Source organism: Gemmatimonadota bacterium (assembly GCA_009838645.1).
In the GTDB taxonomy this organism is placed as follows: Bacteria; JAAXHH01; JAAXHH01; order JAAXHH01; family JAAXHH01; genus JAAXHH01.
The window spans coordinates 139522-151783 of record VXRC01000049.1; the positions used below are offsets into that span (position 1 = coordinate 139522).

General features: G+C 62.8%; 9 protein-coding genes. 2 read left to right on the forward strand and 7 right to left on the reverse strand.

What is annotated here, in order from left to right:
- Positions 1–14: 14 nt before the first annotated feature.
- Positions 15–1595, forward strand: a complete 1581-nt coding sequence (locus F4Y38_14560) for a BCCT family transporter (GenBank protein MXY50504.1) — start codon at positions 15–17, stop codon at positions 1593–1595.
- A gap of 115 nt (positions 1596–1710) precedes the next feature.
- Here F4Y38_14560 and F4Y38_14565 read toward each other — a convergent pair whose 3' ends face one another.
- The 3 genes from F4Y38_14565 to F4Y38_14575 all read right to left on the reverse strand — a co-directional run bounded on the left by F4Y38_14565 (position 1711) and on the right by F4Y38_14575 (position 6102).
- Positions 1711–4677, reverse strand: coding sequence for a TonB-dependent receptor plug domain-containing protein (locus F4Y38_14565; GenBank protein MXY50505.1), 2967 nt, complete (start codon positions 4675–4677; stop codon positions 1711–1713).
- 164 nt (positions 4678–4841) lie between these two features.
- Complete coding sequence (locus tag F4Y38_14570) at positions 4842–5738, reverse strand: class I SAM-dependent methyltransferase (protein ID MXY50506.1); 897 nt, start codon at positions 5736–5738, stop codon at positions 4842–4844.
- 22 nt (positions 5739–5760) lie between these two features.
- Positions 5761–6102, reverse strand: coding sequence for an STAS domain-containing protein (locus F4Y38_14575; GenBank protein ID MXY50507.1), 342 nt, complete (start codon positions 6100–6102; stop codon positions 5761–5763).
- 321 nt (positions 6103–6423) lie between these two features.
- Here F4Y38_14575 and F4Y38_14580 point away from each other — a divergent pair, with 321 nt between their 5' ends.
- Positions 6424–7119, forward strand: a complete 696-nt coding sequence (locus tag F4Y38_14580) for a 2,5-diamino-6-(ribosylamino)-4(3H)-pyrimidinone 5'-phosphate reductase (GenBank protein MXY50508.1) — start codon at positions 6424–6426, stop codon at positions 7117–7119.
- 26 nt (positions 7120–7145) lie between these two features.
- On the opposite strand, the gene F4Y38_14585 is transcribed toward F4Y38_14580, so the two are convergent.
- From F4Y38_14585 to F4Y38_14600, 4 genes are all read right to left on the reverse strand, one after another.
- Positions 7146–7613: a hypothetical protein gene (locus F4Y38_14585; protein ID MXY50509.1), complete on the reverse strand. Its 468-nt coding sequence runs from the start codon at positions 7611–7613 to the stop codon at positions 7146–7148.
- Positions 7614–7673: 60 nt separating this feature from the next.
- Positions 7674–8639 (reverse strand): aldo/keto reductase, encoded by a 966-nt coding sequence (locus tag F4Y38_14590; GenBank protein ID MXY50510.1) that lies wholly within the window; start codon positions 8637–8639, stop codon positions 7674–7676.
- A 56-nt stretch (positions 8640–8695) separates the two neighbouring features.
- Positions 8696–11035 carry a penicillin acylase family protein gene (locus F4Y38_14595; protein ID MXY50511.1) on the reverse strand — a complete coding sequence of 780 codons (2340 nt, stop codon included), beginning with the start codon at positions 11033–11035 and terminating at the stop codon, positions 8696–8698.
- 176 nt (positions 11036–11211) lie between these two features.
- Positions 11212–12234, reverse strand: coding sequence for a Gfo/Idh/MocA family oxidoreductase (locus tag F4Y38_14600; GenBank protein ID MXY50512.1), 1023 nt, complete (start codon positions 12232–12234; stop codon positions 11212–11214).
- Positions 12235–12262 lie beyond the last annotated feature (28 nt).

Sequence of the window (12262 nt, forward strand, 5' to 3'; positions counted from 1 at the left end):
CCGGAGTACACAACATGGACGGACCCCGCGTCGACCGGGTCATATTCTGGGTCGCGTTGCCCCTGATCACAGGGGTATCGATACCCCTGGTCCTGTTCCCCGTCGAGGGAGAAGCCCTGCTCAGCGCGGCCTTCGGCTGGCTGACCCGGTTCCTGGGATGGGCCTACCTCTGGTTCACCATCGCAGCGTTCGCGCTCCTCGTCTACTACGCCCTCGGCAAGTACGGCAACGTACGTTTCGGCGGACCCGACGCCAAACCGGAGTTCTCCCTGATCAGCTGGATCGCCATGATCTTCTGCGCCGGCATCGGCGCCAGCGTCCTGTACTGGGGCACGATCGAGTGGGCGTATTACTACATGAATCCGCCCTTCGGTCTCGAACCCCGGTCCGCCGAGGCCACGGAGTGGGCGGCGACCTACGGACTGTTCCACTGGGGATTCACGGCGTGGGCGATCTACTGCATCCCCACCCTGCCCCTCGCCTACCTCTTCTGGAACCGGCGGCGTCCGGTCCTGCGCATGTCGGCGGCCTGCGAAGGCGTGATCGGCGCGCAGGCGGCCCGGCGGCTTCCGGGCAAGTTCATCGACATGCTGTTCATGTTCGGCCTGCTTGGCGGGGTCGGGACGTCCATCGGGCTCAGCACGCCCATGATCTCGGCGGGACTGTCGGAGATGCTGGGCGTCGCCAGGGGGTACTGGCTGGACGCCTCGGTGGTGATTACGCTGGGGACGATCTTCGGCGTGAGCGTCTACACCGGGTTGCAGCGCGGTATCCGCATGCTGAGCCGATTCAACCTCTGGCTCACCATCGGCCTGCTCGCATTCGTCTTCCTGGCGGGGCCTACGCTGTTCATCATAGACACGATTACCAACAGCATTGGCCTGCTGGTGCAGAACTTCGTCAAGATGAGCCTGTACCTGGATCCGATCGGAAAGTGGGGCTCGCTGATATCGGCAAAGGGGGAAGGGAGTCCGGTTCCACAGGCTACCTTCCCGGAGCAGTGGACCGTCTTCTACTGGGCGTGGTGGATCGCCTTCGCGCCGTTCATGGGGCTGTTCGTCGCCCGCATCTCCCGGGGCCGTACGATCCGCGAACTGATCGGCGCCGAGATCATCGGCGGCGCGATGGGTTGCTGGCTGTTCTTCGCCGTACTCGGCAACACCAGCCTGTTCTTCCAGCTGGAGGGCTCACAGGACCTCACCGGCCTGGTCGCGCGCAACATGACGCCGGAAGCGATCATTGCCACGGTGGTCGCTGTGGGAGACCGGGTGATCCCCTTCGCCATACCGCTTCTGCTGGTGTTCGTGACCCTGGCGATCATCTTCGCCGCAACCACGCTGGACTCCGCGTCCTACATCCTGGCGTCGGTGGCCACCCGGGAACAGGCCGAAGTGCGGGAACCCGCGCGCTGGCACCGCTGCTTCTGGGCGGTCGTGCTCAGTTCCGTGGCGCTTTCGCTGATGTTCGTGGGGGGGACGGAAAGCCTGCGGGCGGTCCAGTCGGCTTCCCTGATCGTCGCGCTTCCGCTCATCGCCGTGCTGGTCCTGATGACCCTGTCCTTCATCCGGTGGCTGAGACAGGATCACGGCTCCTGAACGAGCAATGGGCGAGCCGGTCAAGGCCCGCCCACCAGTCGCGCATCGGTTTTCCTGCTCTTTCTTCCCGCGAAATGCACCAGTCTTTCGCACCCGGCGCTTCACTTCTACCCGATTACCTGAAACTGTACGTCAATCCCAGCTTGATCCGCCGGCCCTTCGGATCATGGGTCAGCGCGTCGAAGGCCAGCTCCTGGTTCACGTAGGGCGGCGCTTCGTCGAGGAGGTTGAACAGGGTCAGCGTGGCGACCACACCGGTATCGGGGATGCGCCACTGGAAGTTCATGTCGAAGGTCAGGAAAGAGCCGATCCGGGTCCAGTCTTCTCCCGAAGGCCCCGTATCGAACCAGTAGTCCCCGTTCTCATACGACGAGATGTAATGTCCCCTGGCAATGGCGCTGTAGTCGCTCCAGTGGTATCCGACGGTCGCGTTCAGCCGCAGCGGAGGCAATGGCGGCGCCAGGGGATTGGTCAGGTTGAGAAAACCGACGGCCTCGTTTTCGGCGACGATCTCCACGCCGTTGTGCATGAGCGGCTCTATGGTATAGTCCAGGGTATAACTGCCGTCCAGATGGGCGTCGATCGCGCCACTGCCCAACACCTGGCGTCCACCGATATGCCAGTCGATCCCCGAGGTCTTGAGTCCGGGCCAGTTGATGTGATTGATCCGGATCCGTTCCATGTCACCCGGGGCGCAGCTCCCGTCGTTCCGGTTGCCGGGGCAGTAGATCCGGTCCTGCACCGCGGCGCGGGTCGACTCGTCCACGTAGGCCGCGGCCAGCGCGGAGTGGGGAATGACGCCGATAGGATTGTTGAAATCGAAATTCCAGTAGTCCACCGTCAATTCGAAACCGGTATCGTTTTCGAGGATGACGCCCAGGTTGTAGGTGAGCGCTTCTTCGGGTTCGAGATCTTCGACGCCGCGGTTCTCGATGGCCTTCCAGGCACCCGTCGGTCCGACGTAATCCGTGTAGATGACGACGTCTGTGTTCAGGTCATCCACCGACGGCGTTCGGAAAGTCGTCTGCACCGTCCCCCTCAGGGCCAGGAAGTCATTGACCTGCGCCCTCAGTGAGATCTTCGGGTCCAGGCTGTTCGCGAAGCCGTAGTCCTCGAAATGCAACGCGGCCTGGCTGTCCAGCCACTCGTTGGGCTTAAGCGCCAGTTCGGCGAAAACGGCGTGGGTCGTCTGGTTGGCTTCATAGGGATGGATCCCGGAGGTAAAGGTGAAGGACCCAGTCTGGATCGCGCAGCTTCTGTCGCCCGGTATGCGGCAGGGATTCTGTGAGAGATCGCCGGGCGCATTGGGTACGGCGGAGACATCTACGCGGCGCAATTGATACCCCGTGGCGTAACTGGCGACGCCCTCCTTGATCACGCCGTTAAGTATGGCTTCCATCGACAGCAGGCTGGCCTCGCTGGTCGTCGCGACCTTTTCGTTGATCCAGTCTATCAGCTCCGCGCTGTGCGCCAGATCGGCCCGGTAGTTCGGATTGGCACTGTCCGTGTACGGAGCGTCGGGCTGTGCCGAAAACTGAATACCGTTACTGAACGGGTTGAAATAGGAGCAGTTCCCGGTTCCTGGAGATACGCCGCCGGGTATGGCCCCGAGGGCGAGTCCTGAAGGCGCATTCCTGTCCGGTACGACCCCGACGCCGCAATTCGGTCCCCCGTACCCGCGGAAAGCGAGGAATTTCCGATATGCGTATTCCGCGGGTTGACGTACCGTGCCCTTCGTATCGGAGTAGGAAATACCCAGGTCGTAGCTCAAACTGGACTCGCCGATCGGACCCGTGAGAGAGCCTGCCAGGCGTCGGGTACGGGACTCCCTGCTCTGAACCCGTCCGGGTCCGGCGTTTCCGACCAGTCGGCCGAAGAAGTACCAGGGCTGGTCGCCGGTCAGGTCCAGCGTGACCCCGGCTGAATTCGTATAGGTGGGGTTTTGCTCCACAAAGGCCACCCGGCCTGGGTGGTCGGCGCGCACCTGCTGCACGCCGTCGTAAAAGGCGATGGGAGGAAAGGACGGCGTGGTCTCCCATTCGGGTACCCGGGCATCGTGGTAGAGCGCTTCCAGGTGATAAGTCGTCTCGCCGATCGAGCCGTTCAACTCGGCGAAACCCCGGGTGTGCTGGAGTTTTTCGATGATGCTGTCCCAGGGCTGATAGCGGAACCGGCACGTACTGGCGCCGACCTGGTATCCGCCCAGGCCCTCGCAGCCCGGATCCACGAATCGCGGCTCCCCGGCCAGTATGCTTTCGTCCGTCTGCAGTCCGTCCGGTATGATGAACGCGCCCGGATTGCCGTACCAGGACCAACCCCATCCGAAGTTTGGAAAGGGGCGCAGCGCCCAGTCCCGCTCTTCGGCGCGCAGGTTGCCTCGACGCTTGTGTTCCAGGGATACGACCAGGTTGGAATCACCGACTTTGCCGCCCCAGATCCCGCCCAGCAGGGCGTCTCCGCCCGAGTCGAAATAGTCATAGGACACATCCAGCTCAAAACCCTCGAAATTGCTTCGCGTGATAAAGTTGGCGACGCCCGCTATCGCATCCGATCCGTACACGGCCCCCGCGCCTTCCTTCAGGATATCCAACCGTTCGATGGAGATGGACGGAAACGCGTTCACGTCGACGAACCGGCCCCCGACGAGCCGGCCGGGTACGTAGGTCTGCCGCCGGCCGTTGAGCAGCACCAGCGTGCGCGAAGCGCCCAGGCCGCGGAGGTTTACGTTCGCCACGGTTTCAGGGATGTCTCCCGACTGCGCGTTGTACCAGCTGTTGGCCTCTCCAATGACCCCGTTACTAGCACTCAGATTCTTGAACAGGTCGACCATGGACGGCGACCCTTGTTCGGCCAGCGCTTCGCGGTCGATTCGGGCGACGGCATAGGGGAGTTCGATCGGGGTTTCCCGTACCGCCGTGCCCGTCACGACGACCGCTTCCGCTTCGATTACGGGCAGCATGAAGAGGGAGTCAATCTCCGCTTCCTCCTGCTGATCTGCGGACACTGTGGAGCATGGCATCCCGGCCAGGCAGAGCCAGCCGAATACCATCAAGGCGAACGAACGCCTGTTCGATGTGGACATGAGAGGCCGCCTGTATCTTTGAGTTTTAGTGATATTTGGAATTTCAAGCGAACGGGAATTGGGCAGTTAGTATATGTTGATAATCCCATTATGTCAAGGTATTTTAAGGACTTATGCATATGTTACGAAATATCACAATACACGGAGTAAATACATATGCCCGTTCAACCTCGCCTTCTCAGATGCAGGCACCAGAACAGGGGCGGAAGGGCGTACACGTCGCCGCGCCCCTCCACGTACCGCTTCTGCTGGTCGGCCGGCGAATCGTTGCGGGCGACGTCCCATTTGCCGCCGGCGTTGAAGTCGGTTTCCACCGCGGTCGGATCGAAAGACGTGATCATGGGTTCGCCCAGCCTGCCTACGTAATTCTTCAAGCGCACGGCCAGGGAACGTTCTTCCTCCGGAATGCTGTTCGTCTCGGCGAGGTAGTCGAAGACGATCTCCGAACCGGGGCAGGTTATCCCGGCCACTTTATTCATCGTGTCCTGTATCGCATCCCGGGACAGGTAGTACGTCACGCCCAGCCAGTTGAAGAAGGAACGTTTCTCCGGGGCGAATCCATGGGCAATCAGCCGGTCCGCGAGGTCGTCTTTTTCGAAATCGATGGGGATCAGCCTCAGACTGTCCGGCAACGCCAGTCCGGCGGCCTCGGCCCGTTCCCGTTTCAGGGCGATCGTGGAAGCGAGATCGATTTCGTAGATGGTCACTTCGAGCCGGGGATGACGCAAGGCGAACGTATCGTAGCCGGAACCGAGTATGACGTACTGCCCCACGCCGTCTTCGATCGCCGCCAGCAGGCAGTCTTCGGTGAAACGGGCCCGGGTCAACGGCTGGGTGGTGATCGGCATGAGCCTTCGCAGTACGATTTTGGAAACGAAGGCGTCGCGCAACCTGGATCCGAGGATCCGTTTCCACCGTTTGCTCAGAAACCGGAACGCGAAGGGATCGTGGAAGATGTAGGGCGGTTTGTGCCGGAGGAGGTGCCGGGCGCGGCTTACCGCCACGAGTTCGGCGGTCCGGCTTCCGTGAGTCTGGACCTGGCCGGTGTGCTGATCAGCCATAAGAGGTATCAGTCCACCCGGTTCAGGTTCCGAAGGCCTCGATGGCGCCTTCCAGCGTATCGTGGACGGCGAAAACGGTCGTCAACTTGGTCATCTGCAGGAGGCTGCTGACGCTGCGCGTCACGCGCGCGAGCTTCAGGTCGCCTCCCACCTTCTGCATGCGGGTATAGGCGCGAATGAGCAGTCCCAGCCCCGAACTGTCGATCCAGTACACTTTGCTCAGATCGAAGATGATCTTCCTGGAACCATGGTCGGCCAGCCGGTTGATGCGTTCGCTCAGGGCGTCGGTGTCCCTTCCCTCGGCCATGCGGCCGCTCAGTTCCAGCACCGTAACGTCCCCGTGTTTGATTTCTCTGACTTTCACAAAATCCTGCCTCTCTCAAGCGGAACCATCTTCACAATACGCTGGCGCTGTCGCACGCGAAACAAACGGCTTCAGGAATGATATACCTAAGTGTGGTGGGGTACTGACACTGATAGGGCGCTCCGCAGGTCAGGACCGGTAAGCCAGCCGACCGCGGATTCGCTTTTTCTGCCGGATGTCATTCCGGGGAATGAATCCGGTCTATGTCTTGCTGAAATTCGACTTAGATAATATACTGGCTTTAATTACCTGTCAAGACGATTTTACGGGTGTTTCCAATAAACCGGATGCCTGAACAGGACGCCAAACGATGTGCTTCCAATGAAGTCCGACAGACGGCCGTACATCCTGCTGAATTACGCCTTGAGCCTGGATGGCAAGCTAACCACGGAGCAACGCGATCCGGTTCGCTTCACGAGCAGAATCGACCGCGGGTTGATGGACGAGATCAGGGCGGACGCCGATGCCGTGCTCATCGGCGCCGGTACGCTCCGCGCGGAAGATCCGCCGGTCAGGATCAAGTCCGCCCGGCGGCGGGAGGAACGCAGGCGCAAGGGCAAATCGCCCCATCCGGTCTCGGTGATCCTGTCCCGGTCCATGCGACTGCCAGGCGCAGGAAGATACTGGGTAGACGGCCAGGTCGAACGGATCATCGCGACGACAGAGCAGGCGAAGGACGAACAGGTCCGTCCGTTTCAGGATCTGGCCGAAGTGATCCGGGTGGGCCGGACCACCGTGGATCTCCACGAGTTATGCCGGATGCTGGTCAACCGCGGCATAGACCGGTTGCTCGTCGAAGGCGGAGGCGAGGTCAACATGGCCTTTTGGGAGGCCGGGCTGGTGGACGAGGTGTACCTGACCCTGTGTCCCGTCGTGATCGGCGGCAGCACCGCTCCGACGGCGGCGGACGGCAAGGGCTTTGCCAGCGATCGATTCCGCAGGCTCAGGCTGATCGAGTCCAGGCGGGTCGGCCAGGAGTTGTTCCTGAGATACCGGGCGGTGCGGTCGAAACCGTAGCCCGCGTGGCATCCGGCTGGTCCAAATCACTCGAGGACGTGCACCTTGATCCGGACGGACCCGTCCTGCACGGTCAGGGTGGATTCGGCCAGGTTCAGCGGGACGTTGACGGGACCTCCCTCCACGCTTTCGGGTTCCAGCGTCACGTCCAGCCTCGAAGGTTTGAGTCCTTCCCAGGTCCCCCAGTAGATGTCGATGAAGAGACCGATGCCGAGGGTGAGAAGGATGTCGGCGACGATGACCGAGGGCAGCTTGACCTTCTGCAGGACGATCCACTTCGTCTCGTAACCCGGCTTGGTGATCTCCACCAGGTGGGACTCGTTCCGGGGAAGTTCGATCGTGAACGGGTTCGTGTCCCGGTCGATGCGGTCCGGGATCTTGATCCGGGCGTCCGCTGGGGTCACGTTGATCTCCACTTTCTGGGTGTCGCCCAAAAACACCCGTCCACATCCGGCGGTGAAGACGAGCAGAAGACATAACATCAAGCGCCGCATCGATTTCCTCCGATTGTACTAAGACCGTATTTCATTTCGTTATATGGGATATGAAGCACATCACGTCCAGCTCGTGTAGGGCGGCAGCGGCCAGTTCGCTTTCCCGCCAATGGCCAGCGCCTGTTTCCGTTCGTCGGCAGTCAACGGGGGGACGCCGTCCGCTCCCGCGTTCTCTTCCAGCTGCGCCCGGTTTTTGGCGCCGGGTATCACCGAGGTCACGCCTGGCGTGTCCAGCACGAACCTGAGCGCCGCCTGCACCATGGTGCGCTTTCCGCCTTTCGCCAGGAAGGAGAGCTCCGAGAGCTTCTGCAGCGCGGACCGTATCCGGGGATTGTCGAAACGCTCGTACCGGCGGTCCTGTGGATCGAGCCCGGATAATGAGTCGAAATACTTACCGGTCAGCGCACCCTGGGCGAGCGGCACGCGGATGAGCGTCCCCAGGTTATATGCTTCCGCGAACTTCAGCCCCGGCTGTCCCACCGGATTTACGATACTGTAGCCGATCTGGGCCATCGAAAGATCGCCCAGCGCCATCAGGGCCCTCATGACATCGGTTTCGTAGGTCGAGATGCCGAAACACCGTATCCTGCCCGATTCAACCAGCCGTGTCAACGCCTCCACGATTGCCGGCATGGCGGCCTCGTCCGGTTCGCCGTGCAACTGGTAGATGTCGATATAGTCGGTCCGCAGTCTTTCCAGGCTTCCTTCGCAGTTCTTCGCGATGTACCGCTGTAACGGCTCCTCCGGGTCGTCGGACCGAGGCGCGACCTTGGTGGCGACCACGTAGCGGTCCCGCCTGTCCCGGAGCGCCCGGCCGATGATCCGTTCGCTGTGGCCGGCGCCGTACCCGTTGGCCGTGTCGAGCAGGTTGATGCCGAGGGATTCCGCGTGTTGTATAGTGGCGATGGACTCCTCGTCGTCGATACCCGACCAGTTCGCCCCGCCGGTCATCCCTGCCATGGGCCAGCAGCCCAGGCCGACGGACGAGACCTCGATCCCGGTTTTTCCCAGTACGCGGTACTCCACTCAGCTAACGTCCCTTCGGCGACAAAGTTTCAATATCGGCCGAGCGTCCTCGCCGCTCAGCGAGGAGACAGCGTGAGCCGGTGCCCCGCGAGTGCTTCCACCGCCTCCCGGCTGAATGCCAGCTGGAGATAGTCGTCGTTCCCCCAGGTCTCCAGCAGGCTGCCGTAGTAGGGGCTCCCGGGCTGGCCCGACTGGCCCGGCGTGATGATGAAGACCGACCGGTCCCAGTCTTCCGTGTCCAGGATGTGCCGGAAGCTCACCGAGGTGGCGGCGATGGTGCCGAACCCGCCCGACCGCTCCACGGCGGGCAGGGAGAAGGCATCGGACAGGAGATGGGTGAAGGGGCTCTTCTGCAGGCGTCCGTACCGCCACTCACCCCAGTCCTCGCCCAGCTCCGACTTCAGCCGGTCCACGGTCTTGCGCAGGCCGGCTTCCACGAGCGGCCGGCGTTCGTCGGCCGGCGTCTCCGGGTCGTAGGCGGCGGCTTCGGCTTCGCCCCGCCACCGGTACCAGACTGCCGCGCCGGCTCTGTCGCGGTCCAGGACACCGTTCCAGTCGGCTACGAGCGCACGGGCCCGTTCGACTTCCGCATCGTCCGACGTCCAGCCCTGAAACGAGGGTATATCCGCCTCGGCCCTCAGCGAATAGGCGTCCAGCTGGATGCGCTTGTGGTCGTCAATGGTGTACTTGCGGTTCGGTTGCAACAGCTGCTTCATGCGCTCGATCCGGGAGTATTCGACGCCTCTCGAGGAGTGGAACATGACCGGGCGTCCCGTGTAGTCCGGCGGATGGGAATCGTTATTGGCCGTCCCGACCCAGCCGCGCTGGGGATTGTACTCCCGGGGCAGGTCTTCCCGGAACCCTCGCCACTCGTACCGCCCGTCGCCGGGGACCGGCAACCGGCCGTTCCAGCCTTCACGGTCCGGCGTGAGGGCCGATACCTGGAAGGCAATGTTGCCCTCCACGTCACCGAATACCAGGTTGTGCGTCGGCACCTTCCAGAACATGGCCCGTTCGAAAAAGTCTTCCGCGCTCTCGGCCTGGGCCATGCGGAAGCATCCCAGGTACGGCGCGGTGCCGGGCTCGTGGGTGATGGAACGCACGGCATAGACCACCCCGTTATCCGGATCTTCGTAGAACACGGGACCGTGGCGGCTGTACTTCAGCACGACTCCCCGCGGCTCTTCGCCCTTCACCGGGATCTCCTCCGTGATGACGCGCAGGGGTTCCCATCCGCCCTGCCACCGGACCATGTCGGGCTGCTCAGGGTGGAGCTCCTCTACGTACACGTCGTTCACGTCGACCCCCGCGAAGGTGTATCCCCACGCGACCCGGTCGTTGTGTCCGGCGGTCACGCCCACGAAGGGCGGCTCGCTGGCCCCGATTACGTTCCAGCCCGGGGCGTTCAGATGGGAATAGTAGCGCAGCGAGGGGTTCTCGAGGCGGCGGTGGGGGTCGTTGACCACCATGACCTGGCCCGTGATGGACAGAGCGCCGCTCACGGCCCAGTTGTTGCTTCCGATCTCGAGCAGCTGCTCTTCGGTGGGCGCCTCTGCCTGGCGGTCCGGGGGTACCAGTCCGGAATACGGTTCCACGAGCTCGAGTTGTGGCAGGCGGCCGGGTACCAGGGGATCGCCCTCCCCTTTCCGCATTGCGGCTACGATGTCCTCGTGGACGAGGTTCACGTCCAGGCCCTCCGGTACCACGAGATCATCCCAGGGCAGGGGCGCCGCGCGGTGATTGGCCTCCTCGACGCCCAGTTCCGCCACGGACCGGGCCAGCCGGATCTCGTCCCCGGCGTCGTTGCCCGCGCTCGGGAAGAAGAGCCCGGTCCAGCGCCGCACCACCGTCTCCTTCGTCCACCGGCCGGGCTGGATGCCCGTCAGCCTGAACTCCACCGGCAGATTGTCGGCGTGCGTGTCGATATAGGCGTTTACGCCGTTCGCATAGGCCGTGAAGATGCGTTCGCCCTCGGCGTGGTAGCTGGTCCACTCCCGTTCGTCGAAGGGACCGCGGTACATCATGAGCCGCGTCCGGGCGTCGTAGTCGAAGGCCTCGGGACCGAAGATCTCCGCGAGACGGCCTTCCCGCCACCGGCGCCAGAGCTCCATCTGCCACAGGCGGTCCTGGGCCATCACGTAACCCTGGGCAAAGAAGAGGTCATCCGTATTCTGCGCGTAGATGTGAGGTATGCCGTGGCGGTCCCGGATCACCTCGACGGGCTCCCGCAGTCCTTCCAGGGTCAGTTCCCCTTCGATCTGGGAGATGGACGTGCGGGCCAGGGACATGAGCTGTTCGTCTGAATCCACGGTGTCCGCCTCCTCGCCGCAGCCCATGGCCAACAGGGGAATCACAACGAGCGCGACAATGAACTGCATGTAATGAGTATACGACATAAAGGGCTCCTCCTGCTTACTCGCCGCCGAGTTGCTCAGTGCGTATCCAGGCCAGTTCTACAAGGTCATGAGGTCGCGAAAAACCGAAAAGTCGCCGGCGACCATTCAATGGCATCCTATCATGCGGTCGCCCGGATGTCAAGAAACTGACTGGAGGGCCAGTCACGCAACTCGGTTCAGTCGCGCAGTTCCGCCCGGATGCGGTCGGCCAGCCTCATCGTCTCGACGGCTTCGTCCAGACCCGCCGCGGGCAGTCCTACCGGCCGATCTTCCTTGATGCACTCGATCAGGAAGCGGGCCTGTTCGGCGGTGCCGGCGGACTCCACTTCGTCGAACACCTCGGTCTTGCCGTCGCGTTGTACCACGGCTTTCCTGACGCCTTCCAGGTAGGCCGAGCAGTCCCGGCCATGGATTTCGTAGCGCTCCAGCCGGGCATCCGTCGTGAAATTGGCCGTGAGCTGGGCCACGCAACCGTTCTCGAAGCGGATGAGCGCGGCGTAAACATCGACGAAAGGCGAATTGGTCCTGCGGGCGACGGCGTGCAGCTCGGCGATGGGGGAACTGCCGGCCAGGGAACGGGTCAGGTCGATGGCATGGATCGGCGTCTCGTAAATGAAGTTGTCCAGAAGGTGGTCCGGGAAGCCCCGATCGCGCAAGCCTGTCATGCTCTTGTGGAACTCCGCCACGATCTGGGTGATGGGCCCCCGCTCCTCAACCAGGCCGCGCGCCTTGCAGATCAGCGAATGGAACCGCCGGTTCCACCCGACCAGCACCTTCGCGCCGGACGCGTTGGCGGCGTCGCGAAGCCCCTCCGTTTCCGCGCCGGACAGCCCGGGCGGTTTTTCGAGCAACGTGTGGACCCCGGCCTGGATCACCGGCAGCGCGCACTGGCCGTTCAGGTGGGCCGGCGTCGCGATGACCGCCAGGTCCAGTTCCTCTTTCGCCAGCATGTCCCCGATGTCTTCGTACCTGCGCGGAACGGCGTTCTCGTCGGCCGCCCGGTCGCGCAGTTCCTCCACCGGATCGCACACGGCCGCGAACCGCAGGTCGTCGAAGGTCTTCAGGGTCTCGAGGTGGCCTCGGCCCCTGCCGCCGCATCCAATCAGGGCGGCATTGAGGACTGTTTCGGGCATTTCTTGTACTCCTGGTAGGCTGCGAGGGGCAGTAGCGAAGTGCAAAGATAACTGACGCCGCGACATTGCGGTGAACTACTTGACGCTTGCAATG